The organism is Muriicola sp. (assembly GCF_049669965.1).
In the GTDB taxonomy this organism is placed as follows: Bacteria; Bacteroidota; Bacteroidia; order Flavobacteriales; family Flavobacteriaceae; genus Muriicola.
In genome coordinates this window covers 1-20296 of the sequence record NZ_JBATLB010000302.1, presented here as the reverse complement: position 1 = coordinate 20296, position 20296 = coordinate 1, and the positions used below count along the sequence as shown (strand labels likewise).

Annotated in this window: 19 protein-coding genes; 7 read left to right on the top strand and 12 right to left on the bottom strand. The window is 40.7% G+C overall.

The genetic code is table 11. The features are described from left to right. Window positions 1–108: 108 nt before the first annotated feature. The gene (gene rpsO / locus WBM49_RS14815) at window positions 109–378 is read right to left on the bottom strand and encodes a 30S ribosomal protein S15 (protein WP_424372823.1); all 270 of its coding nucleotides are present in this window, start codon (window positions 376–378) and stop codon (window positions 109–111) included. A 166-nt stretch (window positions 379–544) separates the two neighbouring features. On the opposite strand from rpsO, the gene WBM49_RS14810 reads away from it, so the two are divergent. Continuing rightward, window positions 545–1405 carry a hypothetical protein gene (locus tag WBM49_RS14810; RefSeq protein ID WP_424372822.1) on the top strand — a complete coding sequence of 287 codons (861 nt, stop codon included), beginning with the start codon at window positions 545–547 and terminating at the stop codon, window positions 1403–1405. A gap of 47 nt (window positions 1406–1452) precedes the next feature. Here the strand turns inward: WBM49_RS14810 and accD are convergent, their stop codons facing one another. From accD to WBM49_RS14795, 3 genes are read right to left on the bottom strand one after another with little or no spacing between them, the layout of a single operon-like run. After that, window positions 1453–2310 carry an acetyl-CoA carboxylase, carboxyltransferase subunit beta gene (gene accD / locus WBM49_RS14805; RefSeq protein ID WP_424372821.1) on the bottom strand — a complete coding sequence of 286 codons (858 nt, stop codon included), beginning with the start codon at window positions 2308–2310 and terminating at the stop codon, window positions 1453–1455. A gap of 30 nt (window positions 2311–2340) precedes the next feature. Then, window positions 2341–3408 (bottom strand): class II fructose-bisphosphate aldolase, encoded by a 1068-nt coding sequence (gene fbaA, locus WBM49_RS14800; RefSeq protein WP_424372820.1) that lies wholly within the window; start codon window positions 3406–3408, stop codon window positions 2341–2343. 59 nt (window positions 3409–3467) lie between these two features. Further along, the gene (locus tag WBM49_RS14795) at window positions 3468–6059 is read right to left on the bottom strand and encodes a BamA/TamA family outer membrane protein (protein ID WP_424372819.1); all 2592 of its coding nucleotides are present in this window, start codon (window positions 6057–6059) and stop codon (window positions 3468–3470) included. Window positions 6060–6083: 24 nt separating this feature from the next. On the opposite strand from WBM49_RS14795, the gene WBM49_RS14790 reads away from it, so the two are divergent. Beyond that, window positions 6084–6806: a TrmH family RNA methyltransferase gene (locus WBM49_RS14790; RefSeq protein WP_424372818.1), complete on the top strand. Its 723-nt coding sequence runs from the start codon at window positions 6084–6086 to the stop codon at window positions 6804–6806. A gap of 7 nt (window positions 6807–6813) precedes the next feature. Here WBM49_RS14790 and WBM49_RS14785 read toward each other — a convergent pair whose 3' ends face one another. Both WBM49_RS14785 and ubiE read right to left on the bottom strand, forming a co-directional pair. Further along, window positions 6814–7512, bottom strand: coding sequence for a porin family protein (locus WBM49_RS14785; protein WP_424372817.1), 699 nt, complete (start codon window positions 7510–7512; stop codon window positions 6814–6816). A gap of 4 nt (window positions 7513–7516) precedes the next feature. After that, window positions 7517–8245 carry a bifunctional demethylmenaquinone methyltransferase/2-methoxy-6-polyprenyl-1,4-benzoquinol methylase UbiE gene (ubiE, locus tag WBM49_RS14780; protein WP_424372816.1) on the bottom strand — a complete coding sequence of 243 codons (729 nt, stop codon included), beginning with the start codon at window positions 8243–8245 and terminating at the stop codon, window positions 7517–7519. 236 nt (window positions 8246–8481) lie between these two features. On the opposite strand from ubiE, the gene trkA reads away from it, so the two are divergent. Further along, window positions 8482–9831 (top strand): Trk system potassium transporter TrkA, encoded by a 1350-nt coding sequence (gene trkA / locus WBM49_RS14775; protein WP_424372815.1) that lies wholly within the window; start codon window positions 8482–8484, stop codon window positions 9829–9831. A 1-nt stretch (window position 9832) separates the two neighbouring features. Further along, window positions 9833–11323 (top strand): TrkH family potassium uptake protein, encoded by a 1491-nt coding sequence (locus tag WBM49_RS14770; RefSeq protein ID WP_424372814.1) that lies wholly within the window; start codon window positions 9833–9835, stop codon window positions 11321–11323. Window positions 11324–11328: 5 nt separating this feature from the next. On the opposite strand, the gene WBM49_RS14765 is transcribed toward WBM49_RS14770, so the two are convergent. Both WBM49_RS14765 and WBM49_RS14760 read right to left on the bottom strand, forming a co-directional pair. Then, the gene (locus WBM49_RS14765) at window positions 11329–12513 is read right to left on the bottom strand and encodes a pyridoxal phosphate-dependent aminotransferase (protein WP_424372813.1); all 1185 of its coding nucleotides are present in this window, start codon (window positions 12511–12513) and stop codon (window positions 11329–11331) included. A 12-nt stretch (window positions 12514–12525) separates the two neighbouring features. Continuing rightward, window positions 12526–13629 (bottom strand): fatty acid desaturase family protein, encoded by a 1104-nt coding sequence (locus tag WBM49_RS14760; protein ID WP_424372812.1) that lies wholly within the window; start codon window positions 13627–13629, stop codon window positions 12526–12528. Between the two features lie 122 nt (window positions 13630–13751). On the opposite strand from WBM49_RS14760, the gene rsmG reads away from it, so the two are divergent. Continuing rightward, entirely contained in the window at window positions 13752–14390 is a 639-nt protein-coding gene (rsmG, locus tag WBM49_RS14755; RefSeq protein ID WP_424372811.1) for a 16S rRNA (guanine(527)-N(7))-methyltransferase RsmG, read from the top strand. Here rsmG and WBM49_RS14750 read toward each other — a convergent pair. The 4 genes from WBM49_RS14750 to WBM49_RS14735 form a co-directional block, all read right to left on the bottom strand. Beyond that, window positions 14387–14515 (bottom strand): hypothetical protein, encoded by a 129-nt coding sequence (locus WBM49_RS14750; protein WP_424372810.1) that lies wholly within the window; start codon window positions 14513–14515, stop codon window positions 14387–14389. The two genes, rsmG and WBM49_RS14750, sit on opposite strands and share 4 nt — an antisense overlap. A gap of 186 nt (window positions 14516–14701) precedes the next feature. Then, window positions 14702–16330: an L-glutamate gamma-semialdehyde dehydrogenase gene (gene pruA / locus WBM49_RS14745; protein WP_424372809.1), complete on the bottom strand. Its 1629-nt coding sequence runs from the start codon at window positions 16328–16330 to the stop codon at window positions 14702–14704. A gap of 80 nt (window positions 16331–16410) precedes the next feature. Next, complete coding sequence (apaG, locus tag WBM49_RS14740) at window positions 16411–16797, bottom strand: Co2+/Mg2+ efflux protein ApaG (RefSeq protein ID WP_424372808.1); 387 nt, start codon at window positions 16795–16797, stop codon at window positions 16411–16413. Window positions 16798–17045: 248 nt separating this feature from the next. Next, window positions 17046–18290 carry a DUF5103 domain-containing protein gene (locus WBM49_RS14735; RefSeq protein WP_424372807.1) on the bottom strand — a complete coding sequence of 415 codons (1245 nt, stop codon included), beginning with the start codon at window positions 18288–18290 and terminating at the stop codon, window positions 17046–17048. A 153-nt stretch (window positions 18291–18443) separates the two neighbouring features. Between WBM49_RS14735 and WBM49_RS14730 the strand changes: the two genes are divergently transcribed. Together WBM49_RS14730 and WBM49_RS14725 are read left to right on the top strand one after the other, a co-directional pair. Then, entirely contained in the window at window positions 18444–19796 is a 1353-nt protein-coding gene (locus tag WBM49_RS14730) for a Na(+)-translocating NADH-quinone reductase subunit A (protein ID WP_424372806.1), read from the top strand. A 2-nt stretch (window positions 19797–19798) separates the two neighbouring features. Further along, window positions 19799–20296 (top strand): RnfABCDGE type electron transport complex subunit D (locus WBM49_RS14725; RefSeq protein WP_424372805.1); only part of this gene is annotated, 498 nt, incomplete at its 3' end.

Below are 20296 nucleotides of genomic sequence, written 5' to 3'. Positions count from 1 at the left end.
TGTTGTTGTGTTGTGGACCAATGAAAAACTGAGTGTAAGCTTTTTAATGTTGCCCTTCTTAGGGGCTTGAGAATAAAAAAAGGGGAAGACATGTCCTCCCCTTTTCTATTATTTTCTGATATTCAATTCTTTGATTAGTTCGCGGTATTTCTCAATGTCTTTCTTCTTTAGGTAATCTAAAAGACTCCTTCTTTTTCCCACGAGCATAACAAGAGATCTCTCTGTATTGAAATCTTTCCGGTTATTCTTTAAATGACCAGTAAGGTGATTGATCCTATGCGTAAACAATGCTACCTGACCTTCCGTGGAACCGGTATTGTTCTCGTTTCCACCATGCTTTTTGAAGATTTCTTTCTTCACTTCTTTGGTTAAATACATGCCAATATTTTATTTAATGATTTTTATGTATCTGATTGATTTTCAATCAAGGTGCAAAGATAGGAATATTTTTAGAATACACCTTGGGGAACTAATATTTTTGACCCCGTGTTAAACCTTTCTTAACAATAATAGTCCTAGGAGGGTAATCTTTAAAAACTACATTATGAAAAAGAGTCTCAAAACATTGAACTATGCAGGGGGTATGCTAATGGTAGCTGCTTTGCTATTTTCCTGTAACAAAGAAGAAACCGCCCCGGTTGCGGAACAAGAATCATTTGAAGTGGCCGAGTTGAAGGCAAGTGATGAAGCAGAATTGATCTCAGAAGAGATCCTAAACATTGCTGAAGATGTGTATATCGCAGATGAGGTACTATCTACCTCAAAGTTTTCCTACAACTCGGATTTCTTACCGGCATGTGTAACCATAACAACGGTCATTACCTCTACCACAAGGGAACGCACCATTGATTTTGGTGAGGGTTGTGAATTGCCCAATGGCAATACACTTAGCGGAATTATATTCCTTAGCTATGCCAAGGACATGGAACAAGCCATGAATACCTTAAGTCTTTCTTTAGAGAATTTCACCTTTAATGGCGTAGCTATTGAAGGAGGTGCTTCTATTGTGAGAATGCGTGCCAATGAGAACGGAAATCCGCAGTCTGATGCCGATGCAAATTATGCTGCCACCTGGCCAAACGGCGATACAGCCAGTTTTACCGGGAACAGAACAAGGGAGTGGATCGAAGGTGTGGGTACCGGTTTCTGGGGAGACAATGTATACCTTATTAGCGGGAAGGGAACTTTTACAGGTCCGCAAGGAAATGTCTTTATGAAGGAGACCGCAACACCACTGCGCAGAGAATTATCTTGCCGATTTATTGTAAGTGGTGTATTAAACATTTCCAGGAATGAAGCTACTGCAAGTCTCGACTTTGGAGATGGTAGCTGCGATGCGAAGGGATTGTTGACCTATCCTGACGGTACTACCGAAGAGATCTTCCTTCGAAGATTTAAAAACTAAATAACACTATTCATTGAAAAGGCCCTGAAATACTCAGGGCCTTTTTTTTATCTAACCGGATTATTTTGGATGAGATCTATATAGAGATTGATCTTCTTTTTGAGCTCACTCCTATGCACAATAAAGTCCAGAAAACCATGCTCCTTCACAAATTCGGCAGTTTGGAAGTCTTTCGGAAGATCTTTACCGGTAGCCTCTTTAACCACACGCGGTCCTGCAAAACCTATCAACGCACCGGGCTCCGAGATATTGATATCTCCCAACATGGCATAAGATGCTGTAGTTCCACCTGTAGTAGGATCTGTACACAATGAAATATAGGGGATCCGCGCTTCCGCCAATTGTGCGAGCTTCGCAGAGGTTTTAGCGAGTTGCATCAGGGACAGGGCGGCTTCCATCATTCTTGCACCACCCGACTTTGATATCATCACAAAGGGTACATCTTTCTTGATGGCCATATCTATGGCTCTGGCGATCTTTTCACCCACAACACTTCCCATAGACCCACCTATAAAGCTAAAATCCATACAGGCAACTACCAGGTCTTTACCCAGAGACTTCCCTATAGCAGTGCGCACAGCGTCTTTTAATCCTGTCTTCTTTTGGGCTGCCTTTAACCTGTCACTGTATTTTTTGGTATCTTCAAATTTTAAAGGATCCTTCGAAGTTAATTTTGGGTCCAATTCCAGGAACTTATTGTCGTCAAAAAGTATCTCAAAATACTCTTTACTCCCAATACGTACATGGTAATCATCCTCTGGACTAACATAAAAGTTTTTGGCAAGTTCTTCGTATTCTACGATCTTCCCGGTAGGCGACTTATACCATAGCCCTTTGGGTGTGTCTTTCTTCTGCTCTGTTGCAGTTTGAATTCCTTTTTCTTTTCGTTTAAACCAAGCCGTCATACTGTCTTCTTTAAAGGTAAAAGATTCAACTTACAGGGTATTCACATTATTGAGATCCTCAAAGGCCTTCTTGAGTCGCGTTATAAAAGTTTTCTCACCCTCGCGCAGCCAAACCCTTGGATCATAGTATTTCTTATTAGGTTGATCATCGCCTTCAGGATTACCGATCTGAGCCTGTAAATAAGCTCCTTTCCCCTGAATATAATCCCTGATCCCTTCCATAAAGGCGTATTGAAGATCCGTATCTATGTTCATTTTAATGACCCCATATCCGATGGCTTCTCTGATCTCCTCTACCGTAGAACCAGAACCTCCGTGAAATACAAAATCTATGTGATTGTGTTCTACCCCATATTTCTTTGTAATATGTTCTTGTGAATTCTTAAGGATCTTAGGAGTAAGTTTTACATTTCCGGGTTTATAGACACCGTGTACATTTCCAAAGGCAGCGGCAATAGTGAATCGGTGACTTACTTTGGATAATTCTTCATAGGCATAGGCCACTTCCTCAGGTTGGGTATACAATTTGGAATCATCTACATCCGAATTATCTACGCCATCTTCTTCCCCTCCTGTAATACCAAGCTCAATTTCTAGTGTCATGTCCATTTTACTCATCCTGGACAGATATTTCTTGCAGATCTCTATGTTTTCTTCGATGGGCTCCTCCGAAAGGTCGATCATATGTGAACTATAGAGCGACTTCCCGGTTGCCTTATAATGGGTCTCACTGGCATCAAGAAGACCATCTATCCAGGGAAGAAGTTTCTTTGCGCAGTGATCTGTATGCAGGATAACCGTAGCTCCATAAGCCTCTGCCAGTTCATGAATGTGTTTGGCACCTGCAATGGCTCCTTTAATGGCGGCTTGTTGTGCGTCATTAGAAAGTCCTTTCCCCGCATTAAATTGGGATCCGCCGTTAGAAAATTGAATGATCACGGGCGAATTTAGTGCTGCAGCTGTTTCAAGAACCGCATTGATCGTATTGGAACCGGTAACATTTACCGCAGGAAGAGCAAAGCCTTTTTTCTTTGCATAATTGAAGATCTCCTGAACTTCATTACCTGTGGCAACACCCGGTTTTATAGTATGAGACATAGTATATCGTTTGATTTGTTAGTAAGGTTTCACGCGCAAAAGTAATAAAATAATTAGGTCTAAAAGGGATAATTGATCCCTATTTGTATGACTGCATTACCGAAATTGTAATCTCTAAACCATCTTTTAGAAGGCACTTCTGCAGGATTATAAGTCTTAAATCCGGCATCTACCCTGAATACAAAATACGTAAAATCATAGCGCAGTCCAAGGCCCGTTCCCAAAGCAATGTCGCCCAAAGAGTCAAATCCGCTAAATGTTTTGGCAGGATCGTCTACATTATCCCAAACGTTCCAGATGTTCCCTGCATCGGCAAACAGGGCCCCTTTAATATTGCCTACAATAGGGAAACGGTATTCCAGATTAAAAGCCAGTTTTAGATTCGCCTCATTAAAGTCGTTAATATCGCTAGAGCTGCCCGGCCCCAGGGAATAGGGAAACCAGGCCCTGTTATCATTAGAGCCTCCGCCAAAATAACTACGGACAAAAGGAACACTTTCCGAATTTCCATAAGGTACTGCTACGCCAATAAAACTTCGGAAAGCCAGCACATTCGATCTTTTCAGATCCCAGTGTTTTATAAAGTCGAATTCTGTTTTGACATATTGGGAATAGGGTACTCCAAAGACTAATAAACTATTGTTGTCATTTTCGTTAAATGGGAAAACATAGGAAAGGGCCGAAAGCAAATTTCCTGCACTTTCCAGATTAATTCGGAATTGGTAAAAACTATTATCGTTTATACCACTTTTATTGTTTTTGGTAAAGGTGTAGTTACTGGAAAATATCAGGTTATTTTCTGTTAGACGTTGCCGCCTTTCTTCAATTCTGCTTACCTCAATAAAGTCGTCTGCACTAGAGTTAACCGTTCCATTCAGCACCTCCTCTGTAAAACCAGTAGTCCCTGCCGGAATTAAAAGGCGTGGTTCATTTGGATCGGCAGCGGGGTCATAAAATTCGGATAGTAAAGGATCGTTCGTATAAATGTCCTCACTTGCAATATCATTCAATTGCCTGTAACTACTCCCGTATACATTAAAAAAACGATTAGAGTTAACATTTCTTACGTACAGTATATTCAAGAGTTCAATGGTGTTTTTTCGAAAGGTATCAGGTGACCAATTGTATCCAAGGATAGTGTTCAGGGTTTGCTTATCCAGGCCAATATTCTTCTGAAAACTGGTTCCTGCTGAGATCCTGGTTTGGGGAATCATATAATAAGGAACTAATTTTTTGGTATTGAAAAACGGAAACCACAGCCGAGGGAAGGTGAGGTTTATATCCGCACCTATCTCTGAGAAAAAATCCTCGGGTAGGTTGGTGTCACTCAATAATCCAAAAGTCCCTCTTGCCGAAAGACTAAGTGTTTCAGCTCCTCCAAAGACATTCCGGGTGATTAGTGAACTGCTAAAGCCAATTCCCAGTCGCTGTATATTGGAATGGGTCACATCCAGATTCAGACCCAGGGAATATTTGGAACGTGCGGTGAGATATATATTAGAGATTAGCTTGGTTTCGGTACTGTCTTCAATGATCTGTATGTTTGGATATTTAAAGGTATTAAGGTTGGTAATCTGTCTGTAGGTGCGCAGCTTGTCCAGATCGCGGTAAAGACTATCTTTTTCCAGGAAGATGGCATCTGTTAGGGCTTTCGGCTTATAACGTAGTCTGTCCTTAAAATAGATAGTGTTGTTTTCAAATTCCAGGGATTGAAGCTCAGAAGGATCATCGCCAAAATTATAATCGGCATAGATATTAATCTTTTCAAAGGAAAACACCTTGTATTCTGAGGTGGTTACAGCGCTATCCCCCCGCTTCCTCAGATTTCCAATGTTCAGCTCTACCTTCATATTCTGATCGTCCCTTATTTCGGTTGTATCGCGAAGTATGTCGTAAGTAATGGAGCTTTCCTGGAAATTATATACCCCAGTATTTCTGAATAGTCCTGTTAGGCGTTGTCTTTCATTGTTAAAATCGGTCAGATCAAATTGTTTTTTTTCTTTAATAAAAGAAGATCTTTTGTTCAGTTCATACAGGGAGTCTATGGCAGGCGATGCAATATTTTTAGATAAGGAATCTATGAGATACGGTTTTCCCAGGGTAACGATATAATCGATACCCGCCCGTTGTTTTCTTTTTTCTTCAACAATATTGAAGGTGGTAGAATTATTGAAATATCCTTTACTTCCGTAAAAGGCACTTAGTCTTTGGAGGGTTTTACGGGTTCTGGAGGTATCTATGATAACAGGCTCCTCTCCGATCTTTTTCAGCCATTCACTGTATCCTTTTACAAGAAAGGATTCGCCCAGGGCTTCTACCTGTTTTTGGGACAAGAAGGAAGCAAGGCGCTCTTTTCTTTTTGGTTTTTTTTGTAACCATGCCTGGTACAAAGAATCAGGATCTTTTTTGGCCAGGTTGTATAGATTGAGTCGCAAGGGATAGCCAAGCACTCGTGTATTTGGCTCCTGGACAATTAGGCTTTTGATATCCTCATCCACCACTGTTTCTCCATCTGTAATTATATTATTCTTAGTAAGTAGCAATTCATCTTCTTCCACTCTTTTTAAGGCATTACAGGAAGTAAGCACCGCGATAAGCAAGAAGATACCTATTTTAGCAGCGTGGCCTTTAAGATGAAAGGGGGTATTCATAAGAATCAAAAATACATTATTTGTATGGTTGTAAAAAGTCAAATAAAGTTTATAAAAAGCTTACAACAAAAAAAATACCGGATCTTAAACGGCATGTTTGTAGTTGAAGGGGTAAAGATGGTGAACGAGTTACTACAGACTACCCTCAAGCTTCAGAGTTTATATACCACCACCCCGGAGCTTTTGCCTTCCAAAGGATTTGATTATCAAATAATTAGTGAGAAGGAGCTACAAAAAATAAGCAGTCTGAAATCACCCAATAAGACTCTGGCCATTTTTCATATTCCCGATCCGGTTCCGCTGAACTTTACTGACTGGATACTTGTGCTGGACGGGGTGAAAGATCCTGGTAATCTGGGGACAATTATTCGTTTGTGCGACTGGTTCGGGATTAAACACCTGGCGTGTTCTACCGATACTGTAGACTGTTTTAATCCCAAGGTGTTGCAAGCCACCATGGGCTCTATCGCAAGGGTCAATACCGTCTATACAGACCTGGAGGTCCTGATAGAAAAGTTGGATGTGCCAGTGATAGGCGCTTTTATGGAAGGAGAGTCCGTGTACAAGTTAAATTGGCCATCCAGGGGGATGCTGATCTTGGGAAACGAAGCTCACGGAATTTCAAAAAAGCTCGAGCTCATGTTGCATAAAAAAGTAAGTATCCCACAGTATGGCAAGGCAAGTGCAGAGAGCCTGAATGTGGCCACTGCAACGGCTATTTTATTAAATGAGCTTAGGAGAAATTAAGGCGCAATTACTCAAAGGTAAAATTCACAAAAACACCTCGTGTTCGCAAGGCATCGATATTCCCGGTCCAGGGGCTGGAGGGATCATTATCCGGGACCAATTCGTCCGTAAAAGCAAATACTCCTCTGATGGAGGGAGAAAATTTAAAGTACTCTGTATAAAAGTCGATTCCAAATCCCAGTTCGTAGTTATACACCTGACTTTTCATCCGAAATGTCCCACTACTATTGTCATCAAGGCTAGCTTCATTACTTCCCAGGTTCATAGAGGTGGAGACACCCCCAACCAGAAACGGTTTCCAGTTGCCCAATCTTTTGGCGCTAACTTTAAGAAGAAGCGGAAAATTTATATAGGTAGACTTTACCTCTCTGATCGCATCAATTTCGTCTGAAAAACCAGGAAAACCTAGTGTTCTGGAGCCATAGTAAAGTCCTGGTTCAAAGCGAAGGTCTAAAAATTCGTTAAGGCGAAGTTCCCCTATAAGGCCAACATTAAAACCTATTGTTTTGTCTACCAGGATGTCTTGGAGATCATTCTTGTAATCGAACTTAAAATCGTATTGATTAAAGCCCAAAAAGTAGCCCCAATTCAACAACGCTTTATCCTCATTTTCTAAATTGAGGATGGGCTTCTCGTTAAATTGAGCCTGTAGGTCCTGCGCTTGTATGAATAAAAACAGGGCAAAAAGCAAGAAAATTTTTTTCATATACTTACTTTGTGGCGATATATATAGACGCCACACCAAATGTTTGGGGCCTATTCTCCATACCTATAAACCCAATTTTCTTTAAAATATTGTTGAATTCAGGACCGTGTGGAAAAACAGAAGCGGATTCGCTTAAATACCTGTAGGCAGAACGATCTTTGGAGAAAATTTTTCCGATAGCGGGAAGGATATATTTAGAGTAGAGTCTATATCCCTGTTTAAATGGAGTTTTTGTAGGTACGGAGGTTTCCAGGATGACAAGTGTCCCCCCAGGTTTGAGTACCCTGTAAATCTCCTCCAAGCCTTTGTCTAAATGTTCAAAATTCCGAACCCCGAAAGCAACGGTAACGGCATCGAAGCTGCCGCTTTCGTATTGAAGATTTTCACTATCTCCAACGACCATTTCAACAATAGCCTCTAACTCCTTTTGGATCACTTTTTTCTTCCCTACGGCCAACATCCCTTTTGATATGTCTAAACCTACAATTTTTTTAGCACCTGTTTCTACCAGATTAATCGCCAGATCGCCTGTGCCGGTTGCGATATCCAGAATGCTTTTCGGTTCTCTTTTTTTAAGGATATTTACCACCCGCCTGCGCCATTTTACATCAATTCCAAAAGATATTACTCTATTTAAACCATCGTACTCCTCAGAGATTGCATCGAACATAGAGGTAACCTGTTCTTTTTTGCCTTTATCAGAGTCTTTGTAAGGTATTACATTCTTGGCCATTTTAATTATTTTGCGGCAAAGATACTACAATGCCCCGGCTCATAATGGCAATTTTATCGTAGTAATCAGAAGGGAGGGATAAACTGCAGGCTATTTTAGGATAGGTTGAAATAAATTTCCGTAATTTTGCCTTGCAAAACCATGCAATTCTTTCTTGGATAAGTACCGTGGCTTTATAGATCTAAATAGAACTTCCTAGACGGTCTGTACAATATGATAAAAGACCTTTTTAACTCATGAAAATTATAATCGCTGGCGCAGGTGAAGTAGGCTTTCATTTGGCAAAACTACTTTCCTACGAATCACAAGATATTACGCTGATAGACACCAATAAAGAAAGTTTGATATATGCAGATAATCATCTGGATATCAGAGTTCTGAGAGGTGATGCCACTTCAATTTCCATGCTGCAGGAAGCACACGTAGAGAAGTCTGATCTGGTGATAGGTGTTACCTCTTCCGAGACAACCAACATCACCTTGTGTATGCTGGCTAAACAGATGGGTTCAAAGAAAACTATAGCCAGGATCTCTAATACGGAGTTTTTGGATCATAGGGAAACCATTAATTTCTCTGACCTTGGTATCGATGAGTTGATCTCTCCGGAAGAATTGGCAGCCTCGGAAATACAACAACTTTTAAATCAATCGGCATTCTTCGATACCTATGAATTTGAAAATGGCGCTCTTATCATGGTAGGTGTTTCCTTACCAAAGAGTGCTCCTTTTATTGGAAAGTCGGTCAAAGAAGCAGCATCCATTTTTCCCGAATTGCATTTTATGCCCATTGCCATGCAACGAGGCGGTACTCAATTTACACTTATCCCGAGGGGGGACACCGTTTTTAAGGTAGATGATCAGGTGTATTTTATAACCGATAAAAAAGGGGTAGATGAACTTTATAAACTCACCGGGAAAAAGAGGCAAGAGTTAAAGAATGTGATGATCCTGGGAGGCAGTAAGGTAGGTTTCAAGGCAGCGCGCGATCTTTGTGCAAAGAAATTCAATGTAAAACTCATTGAAAAGAACAAGGAGAAAGCTTTTGACCTGGCAGATATTTTACCCAACGCTTTGGTGATCAATGGAGATGGTAGAAATGTGGAATTACTCGAAGAGGAAAGTCTGGATTCTATGGATGCCTTTATTGCGGTCACCGGAAATTCGGAGACCAATATTATGTCTTGTTTGGTGGCAAAATCCAAGAACATCAAAAAGACCATCGCCCTTGTAGAGAACATGGACTATTTTCAATTATCACAGTCTATAGGGATAGATACACTGATCAATAAAAAACTACTTGCAGCCAACAATATCTTCAGATATATACGCAAGGGAGAAGTAGTGGCCATGACAAGGCTCAATAATCTCAATGCGGAGATCCTCGAATTTGAAGTAAAGTCCTCTTCCAAAATGAACGGGCAGGTAATTAAGGAACTCGACTTCCCGAGGAATGCGATCATTGGAGGGATTATCCGCGATGGCAAGGGGATGGTAGCTCTTGGCGATTTTGAAATAGCTGCAGGAGACAGAGTTGTTGTTTGCTGTTTACCACAAGCCATTCAGAAAATAGAAAGATTATTCTTATAATATGGGGTTCAATGGGAAGATAATAATTCACCTGATGGGATTGCTCCTATTGTGCAACGGGGGCTTTATGATCTTAGCCGCCCTGGTAAGTGGGATCTATCAGGATGGAGTAACCCTGGATATAACCCTGGCTGCTATCGTTACCATGTTTATCGGCGTATTGGCCATGTTCTTTACCAGAGGACATGACAAGGAGGTCAGTAGGAAAGAAGGATATATCATAGTAACCTTCGGATGGATCATTATGTCTGCCTCCGGAGTGCTTCCTTACCTGTTCTCAGGTGCCATCCCAAATATCACTAATGCCTTTTTTGAGACCATGTCTGGCTACACTACTACAGGGGCATCCATTGTAGATAATATAGAAATTCTTCCCGAAGGTATTTTATTTTGGCGGAGTCTTACCCATTGGATAGGGGGAATGGGAATTATAGTGCTGGCCATAGCCATTTTACCCTTGTTGGGTATTGGAGGTATGCAATTGTTTGCTGCCGAGGCCCCGGGTCCGAATGCGGATAAATTACATCCTAGAATTACGGATACTGCAAAACGACTTTGGCTGATCTATTTTGGGTATACTGTAGCGGAGACTATCTTGCTGAAACTGGCAGGGATGTCGTTTTTTGACGCAATGAACCATTCGCTCGCAACACTCTCCACAGGTGGTTTTTCAACAAAGAACGCAAGTTTGGCTTATTGGAACAATCAGCCACTTATCCAATACATTGTGATCTTCTTTATGTTCTTGGCTGGAAGCAATTTTGTACTGAGTTATTTTGCCTTTAAAGGAAAGGTGCAGAAAATCTTGCGGGATGAAGAATTTAAGTACTATACTGCGCTTGTAGTAATATTTTCAGGTATTGTGGCACTGGTAATTTTCTTCAAGGCCAATGTATCTTTTAGCGAATATCATCCAATGGTGCTGGGTAATGCAGAAAGCGCCTTCAGACATGCGTTATTTCAGGTAGTTGCCGTAGTGACTACTACGGGCTTTGTTTCTGCCGATTTTACCGCATGGACCCCGTTTATTACGGTGTTCTTTTTTGGATTAATGTTTGCCGGAGGATCCGCTGGGTCTACTGCGGGAGGGATCAAAATAATGCGTCATATTCTGATTATAAAAAATGGATTGTTAGAGTTTAAGCGAACTCTTCATCCCAATGCGGTGATCCCTGTTCGTTTTAACAATAAGACGGTAACAGAGCATGTGGTGTATAATGTGATAGGATTTTTTGTGCTCTATATGCTACTCTTTATTATTGGAGCCCTGGTTTTGGGATTTTTAGGTCTTGATTTTGACAGCGCCATTGGTGGGGCAGCGTCTTCCCTGGGGAATGTAGGTCCGGCCTTTGGAAGCCTTAGTCCACTCAATAATTTTAATAGTCTTCCCGCTCTTGGGAAATGGTGGTGTGGCTTTTTAATGTTAGCCGGGAGATTGGAATTATTTACGGTCCTGATCCTGATGACCCCTTACTTCTGGAAGAAAACCTAATTGGCCTAAAGTACTTTTTTTATCCGGGCAACCGCCTCTTTAATTTCATCTTCAGAAGCTGCATACGAAATACGAATACAGTTGGGATTGCCAAACGCTTCACCGGTAACGGTTGCCACATTGGCTTTTTCAAGAAGGTACATGGCAAAATCTGATGCGTTGTTTATTAGGGTGCCGTGCAACTCTTTGCCGAAATAGCTGGAAACATCCGGAAAGACATAAAAAGCACCCTCGGGCACATTGAGTTTAAATCCATCAATAGAGCCTAATAGTCCAAGAATAAGATCTCTTCTTTCCTTGAATTTATCGATCATAAATTGGATCTTGCTCACCGGTGCTTCAAGAGCGGTAATAGTGGCACGCTGGCCAATAGCATTGGCCCCACTGGTAATCTGTCCCTGAAATTTTGTGCAAGCCTTGGCGATCCAATCGGCTGCGCCAATATACCCTATTCGCCATCCTGTCATTGCAAAGGCCTTTGAGACCCCATTTACAGTAATAGTTCTGTCGTACATGCCGTCTATGGCCGCGATACTGGCGTGTTTTCCTCTGAAATTAATATGTTCATAGATCTCATCTGAGACGATAAAGATGCCGGGATGTCTTCTTAGAACTTCTGCCAGTCCTATTAATTCTTCTTCACTATATACAGAACCACTGGGATTACAAGGGGAGCTGAACCACAGCATTTTTGTTTTGGGAGTGATGGCAGCTTCTAGCTGAGCCGGTGTAATTTTAAAATCGGTATCAATACTGGTAGGAACTTCTACGGGGATACCTTCTGCCAATTGCACGATATCGCTGTAGCTTACCCAGTAGGGGGCAGGTAAGATAACTTCATCCCCTTTGTTGAGCATTACCATGGCAACATTGGCGAGCGACTGTTTTGCGCCGGTAGATACTACAATTTGATTGAGGTTATACATTAGATGGTTGTCTCTTTTGAATTTTGAGGCAATGGCTTGTTTAAGATCGGCATACCCATCAACAGGCGAATAGCTACTGTAATTATCATCTACGGCTTGTTTAGCAGCCTCTTTAATAAATTCCGGGATGTTGAAGTCGGGCTCTCCGAGACTTAAACCAATAATATCTTTCCCTTCACTTCTCAATTCCCTGGCTTTTGCTGCCATAGCCAGTGTGGCCGAAGTAGATAATTTGTTAATTCTATCGGATAGTTGGTTACTCATGCCTGCTATGATTTATTGATATTGCAAACCGGGATTTTTGCCCAGCTCTTTCAAGTGTTGGAAGTGCGAAATTATAGCTTTTCTGGTAGTTTTATATTCATTGTAGGGCAAATTAAATTCTTTGGCCGTTTCTTTCACAATTTTGGAGATTTTTGTGTAATGAATATGACTGATATTGGGAAAAATATGATGCTCAACCTGATGATTCAAGCCACCGGTGAACCAGTTGACGATTCGGTTTTTTGTGCCAAAGTTAACGGTGGTGAACAATTGGTGAATGGCCCAGGTGTTTTTCATGCTGCCATCTTTTTCGGGTAAAGGTGTATCTGCCTCATCAACAATATGTGCCAATTGAAATACAACACTTAGGATAACTCCGGCTACATAGTGCATAATGAAAAAGCCCAGAAGGATCTTCCACCAGGCAATACTTAGTACTATCATAGGTAACACAAACCATATGGAGATATAAATGGCTTTGGTACCTAAAAGAACACTCCAGTTAAGGAATGGATTGGGGAATTTGCCATAAGAAAGTTTGCGCTTGGTATATCGGTACATCTGCTGAAAATCTGTTGTAATGGCCCAGTTAAAGGTAAGCAGACCGTATAGGAACACAGAGTAATAATGTTGAAATTTATGAAACTTGTGCCATTTCGCATGCTTGGAAAACCTCAGTATTCTACCCGCTTCCAGATCTTCATCATGATTGTGAATATTGGTATAGGTATGGTGTAAGACATTGTGTTGTACCTGCCAGTTGTATACATTACCCGCAAGTATGTAGATACTGCTTCCCATTAGTTTATTCACCCATTTTTTGGTGGAATACGAACCATGGTTCCCGTCGTGCATTACATTCATGCCCACTCCGGCCATCCCAACACCCATGGTTATGGTCAGCAATAGATTTGCCCAATTAGGTAGATTGAGGGTCAGAATTAAAAAGTAGGGCGCAAGAAACAGGGAGAACATTACAGCTGTTTTAAAGTGCAGTTTCCAGTTCCCGGTCTTTTTTAAATTGTTTTCTGCAAAATAATCGTTTACACGTTTATTTAGTGTTCGGAAGAAATTTGCAGAGTCTTTTCTTGAAAATTTAATTGTAGTGTTCTCCATAAAAATAAGCTTCAAAGTCGTAAAGATAACGTAATATCTTAATTTTTAATGCCTCTAAACTCATAAAATATGATTAAAAAGTGCCGCTAATTATGGTACTTTTGTGGAACTAACTGGCATATATGGATGCAGGGATCATCAATCATTACTTTCCGGATCTTACTGAGATTCAGCAGGAGCAATTTGGATTATTGGCGGCTTTATACCAAGATTGGAACAAGAAGATAAACGTTGTCTCCAGAAAGGACATTGACGAGTTGTATCTCCGGCATGTGTTACACAGCCTGGGAATTGCCAAGCTTATTACTTTTAATCCAGGAGCAAGGGTATTAGATGTTGGGACGGGCGGAGGCTTTCCTGGTATACCTCTTGCTATACTTTTTCCGGATGTGCAAATCACTATGGTAGACGCTATTGGAAAAAAAATAAAAGTGGTAGAAGAGGTTGTAGAGGGATTGGGAATAACCAATACAAGGGCCTTCCATACCAGAGTGGAAGATTTGGATGAGCAATTCGATTTTATTGTTAGCAGGGCTGTGGCGGCGATGCCAACTTTTGTTCACTGGGTAAAAGGAAAGATCAGTAAACAGTCTTCTCATTCTCTAAAAAATGGAATTCTATACCTTAAGGGAGGCGACTTAACAGAGGAGCTGAAACTTTACAGGAATGCACAAATATTTGATCTGTCTAACTTTTTTGTGGAAGATTTTTTTGAAACCAAGAAGCTGGTATATCTTCCCATGAAATATCAAAGAAACTAAATACTTAGCATAGACAAATAGGAGTGTCTGCACTTACGGGCGTAATTCGCCATCGTGGAATAGAGAGTGCCCCAAACTCCTTTTTCTTTTCTTATCATACGCAGAGATGACTTTCGTTCTTTCATAGGAATATAGTTTTATAGTATTCAAATTTACACAAAAATTACATTTATTTAACGTTAAATTTACATAAATAGTATGTTGCAGCGGTTTAAGTTAAGTAGTAGACAACTATCGTAGTTCAAATTTGGACCTGAAAAAACCCTTAAGTTTGTCTTCTTAAGGGTTTTAATATATCTGGGATACAATACTTACCCTAAAAACGGGTATCTGTAATCTTCAGGGGTCACAAAAGTCTCCTTGATCAATCTGGGCGACACCCATCGCAGTAAATTTTGAGCAGATCCGGCCTTGTCATTAGTTCCTGATGCCCTGGCACCTCCAAAAGGTTGCTGGCCTACTACTGCTCCGGTTGGCTTGTCATTGATATAAAAGTTTCCTGCGCAGTTCTGAAGCGCCTTGCTAGCCTCTTCTATGGCATATCTGTCCGTGGCCATTACGGCGCCGGTTAGTGCATACGGAGAGGTGGTATCTACCAAATGAAGCATTTTTTTCCAGTCCTTATCATCGTATACATATATAGTAACCACCGGTCCAAATAATTCAGTTTCCATGGTAACGTAGTGAGGGTCTGTGGTAAGAATAATAGTAGGTTCTATAAAGTAACCCTTGGATTTGTCATATCCGCCTCCTGCTACAACGGTTGCGTCTTTATCTTTTTTGGCCTGCTCAATATAGCTAACCAACTTGTCAAAAGAACCTTCATGGATCACAGCAGTAATGAAATTTTTCATATCCTCTGGCGATCCAGGGGCATTAAAAGTGTCCATGTCTTTCTTTGCCTCAGCAATAATTTCATCTGCCGTAGATTTTGGTAAATAAACTCTTGATGCGGCACTACATTTTTGTCCCTGAAATTCAAACGCTCCTCGTACAATGGCAGTTGCCACCTGTTTTGGTTTGGCCGTAGGGTGGGCCACAATAAAATCTTTTCCTCCTGTTTCACCTACGATTCTTGGATAGGTCTTGTATTTAAGGATATTGTTCCCAATTTGGGTCCATAAACTTTTAAATACATCGGTAGATCCTGTAAAGTGTATTCCTGAGAAATCAGGATGGGCCAACAAGGTCTCTGTGATCATTACCGGGTCGCCATATATAACATTGATCACGCCATCTGGTAATCCGGCCTCTTTAAAGATATCCACCAGGATCTTTGCTGAAAATATCTGACTATCACTAGGTTTCCATACCACCACATTTCCCATCATGGCTGCACTTGCCGGTAAGTTACCTGCTATGGCCGTAAAATTAAAGGGTGTAATGGCGTATACAAAACCTTCCAGTGGCCTGTATTCTACCCTGTTCCAAATTCCTTCTGAAGAATCTGGTTGCTCCTGGTAGATCTGAGACATGTATTCCACATTGAAGCGAAGGAAGTCTATAAATTCGCAGGCCGCGTCTATCTCTGCCTGGTGTATTGTCTTAGACTGTGCGATCATAGTAGCCGCATTGATCTTTGCTCTGTATGGTCCGGCTACAAGTTCCGCAGCCTTTAGAAAGATAGCAGCACGTTGCTCCCAGGCAAGATTTGCCCAATCATTGCGGGCTTCCAGGGCCACTTTAATGGCCTCCTCAACATGTTTCTTTTCTGCCAAATGATATTGTCCTACCTTGTGTTTATGGTCATGGGGAGGAGATAAAGGTCTGGTGTTTCCTGTTTTGATCTCTTTGGAACCTATGAACAAGGGGATATCCACATCACTTTTGTAATAAGCCTTATACTGTTTTAATACAGCTTCTCTCTCCGGCGACCCGGGGGCATACCCTTTGATAGGTTCATTGACTGCTATTGGTACTTGAAAAAATCCTTTACCCATGACATGCTATTTTGGTTAAAAATCATGCAAAGGTACTAAAAGGAGGGAGGTTTCTGAAATTCTGATTGGTGAAAAAAAGTCTAATTTAAGGCGAAAGGTGCGCTGAACTTAAAGCTGGGAACATATACCCTGAATTTTTCGTTCGTAGAAAAATTGACCATATTGTAATATCCTTTCATAGATCCAATAGGGGAGGATAATAAGCATCCGGAACTATAGGTGTGTGACTGTCCTGGTTTGATGACTGGTTTTTTTCCAATGACCCCTTCACCATCAAGGATCTCCATTTCATTGAGGGCATCATAAATCTGCCAGTGGCGCGATGTTAATTGTACCGAACTTTTACTTTGATTTTCTATGGTGATAGTATAACCAAACGCAAAATGTGTTTTATAGTTTTTAAAAAATGTTCCTTCAAAACTTGTTGCAACTGAAATTTTAATCCCTCTGGTAACTTGTGTAATCATTTTCATATTTTCTAAAACCTGCTTAAAATGCCTTGAAATAAAAAGAAAAGATGCGTGTGTCAAAAAAAAGAATCTTGCGTTAACTTTAAAAGGAGCTATTCTCTCTTTAACTAAAGGTGCAGAAAAGTCCTATTTAAAATTCTCGTAATTCCCTTTGAGTGAGCAAGATAATAATTATCGTTGTAAAGAGATAGCATTGAATAAAGATATTCGGTGTATCGATATTTTTTTCTGCTGTAACTTTTGTTTTAATTGCTGATGTTGCGGGAATTAGCGGTTCCAATACCAATGATCCCGTCGTAGAGATCTCCGAAATTTCGATAATATACCAGGATCAAATAGTTGTTTTCTGTAAAATGAAAATTACCACCTACAGCATTCAGATCCACACTACCATCACTTCTTTTTAGAGCATAGGAGTAATTATAAAACCCTTGTTTAAGCAATAGTTTCGCTTCCAAATTTCCTGTTTCTTCGTTATAGGACATTTTATTCTCATCATCCAGGGCGTAATTATTGTATTTGCCGTAAATAAACACATCGTCCAAGCCCACACGCTCTGTATAGGGTAAGGTAAAATGTACCCCAGTATATTCCGCTTCACGCGATCCATCGACCCCCTGCAATGTTCTGATTACAAAATCTCCATTGATATCAGGGAAATAAGTATAAGGGCGGTCATACCTGTAAATATCCGGGAAGAGATAATGCTGATAAATATCCTCAAATTCAATGCGTGAAATAGCCGCGGTAGGTGCCCTGAGGTCGCTGGTGTCAAAATTCAGGAATTCGTTGCCACCAAAAAAACTGGTTTCCTGGTCATATTTGTAGACTAACTCATCTCCAAGGGTGTATTGGGGAGCAATAGAATTTATCATAAGATCCCATTGGTAATTTTGTATCAGGGCAACTTTTATTTCCCTTTTGGGATTTACCCAGGGAAAGCCAGCCGCTCTTATGCTAAACTGAACCGATTGTTTCTGATCTAGATATTCAAAATCTCTGGAGCGGCGCACCACCGCAGCAACTCGCACTAAATTCTGGTATACAACAAACCGTCTTGAGAATTGAAGTTCATAGGAACTATTGTAGATTTCTAACACATAGTTCCCACTAACTTTTAGTCTTACATTGGTATTGGGAATGGTCAACTGATAATTAGAATAAGGCTGCAGGGTAGAATAACTGTTCTCGTAATTTATGATCCGTTGATTGTCTATTCCAACCAGATATTGCGACTTAAGTAATTGCGAGGGTGTCCAGTCGTAATCGCAGTGAATAATTGAATAATAGTAGTCTTGCTCTGAGGCGAGGAGATCGTCAAATTCGAGATAAATATCATCCCCCAATTGCACCACAGGAAATTGATCTTCGGTCTCACCTCTGAAGATGATAGATTTTATATTTTCGGGAGGGTTTACCTCCTCCTGAACTTGCGCAAAGGACTGGATGACAAAGCAACACAGAAATAAATGTTTAAGAAATAGGCGCATTAAAGGGATATTTTTAGGCCAAAGGTAAACAAAAACTATGCCGTGCAAATTCCCTTCGTCCAAAGGGCCAAATTTATAGTCAATAATTATGAAAACTTTCTTTTATGTGGTATTTTTGGGCAAATTTTTATAACCATAAAAGGTTTCCATTTCATGTCAAAAGACATTCGAATTAAAAAAGGGTTAAACATCAATCTCATAGGTGCTGCGGAGCCTACAACCACCAAAGCCGCCTTGAGCAATGTTTATACTATAAATTTATCTGATTTTCACGGACTTACTCCAAAGATGATTGTCAAGGAAGGGGCCGAAGTAAAAGCAGGTGAGGCTTTGTTCTTCAATAAGAAGGTAGAGAACATGATGTTTGTTTCACCTGTAAGCGGTGAATTAATTGAGATAGAACGGGGCGCTAGAAGGAGGATCTTAAATATCAAGATCCTTGCAGATAAAACCCAGGATCAACTTACTCATAAAACTCCAGACCTGGCAAAAGCAACTGCAGCGGAAATCAAAGGATTTCTATTGCAAACAGGGTGTTGGCCTTTTATCAAACAACGGCCTTATGATCTTATTGCCAGCCCCGGGACAACCCCCAAGGCAATATTTATTTCAGGATTTAATTCTGCGCCTTTGGCGGCAGACATGGATTATGTATTGCAGGGTAAAGAGCAAGAATTACAGGCTGCTTTAACGGCGATCTCAAAATTAACTCCCGGGAGTATACATGTGTCCGTTAGCTCTTCCTCTAATTCGCCACTGGCAACTATGGAAGGTATTGTACTGCACAAAGTATCAGGGCCGCATCCGGCAGGACTAGTTGGAACACAGATCAATAAAATAGATCCTATCAACAAAGGAGAACTTGTTTGGACCATCAGTCCGCAAGACCTTGTAATTATTGGGGAAGCATTACTAACAGGAAAATTTAATTCTGAACGTTTGGTGGCCCTGGCAGGATCTTCTATTAAGCGGCCACAGTATTTTAAGACCAAAATAGGGGCTGAGATTTCTACATTTCTATACGCCAGCGGCGTTCATGATAAAAAATTCAGGGTCATTAACGGCGATGTACTCACTGGTTCTAGATCAAGACCAGACGGACATCTTGGGTTTTATAATACAACGGTTACTGTTATTCCTGAAGGAGACGATTATGAATTTTTTGGTTGGACAAAGCCGGTATTTGACAAGGTATCTACTACAAGGGCACTCACATTTTCATGGCTACAGCCTAAAAAGAAATATGACCTTAACACCAATACTAATGGAGAGCATAGGGCTTTTGTGGTCACTGGGCAATACGAGGAAGTCTTTCCGCTAGATATTTACCCATTACAATTGTTAAAGGCATGTATGGTGCAGGATCTGGATGAAATGGAACAGTTGGGATTATATGAGGTGATACCAGAAGATTTTGCCCTGACGGAGTTTGTTTGTATTTCAAAACAGCCACATCAAAAGATTATTAGAGAAGGATTGGATTTACTTTATAAAGAAATTGGATAAGGATGAGTGACAAAAGACTAACATTTAAGAAAAGACTGCATATCCTAAAGCATCATTACAGGGATAAGAAGTTGGCCCCGGCATTTAATGCATTTCATACTTTTTTATTCACTCCGGATGAAACTACGCGTTCCGGGAGTCATATACGAGGCGCCGATGATCTAAAAAGGACCATGAATACGGTCATCTTGACCTTGATCCCGGTATTATTATTCTCCATGTTCAATGCAGGATATCAATATTATTCTGCTGTGAACGGATTCCCTGAAAATTTTTCAGTTTGGAACGACTTCATTACCTGGGATAATTTTTGGATAGGTATTATTAAAGTCTTACCTCTTGTGATCGTTTCCTATGGGGTTGGACTATTGGTTGAATTTATTTTTGCGGTGATCAAAGGTCATGAAGTAGAAGAAGGGTATTTGGTTACCGGGATGCTGGTGCCATTGATTGTTCCCATAGATACTCCTCTCTGGATGTTGGCCGTGGCCGTGGTATTC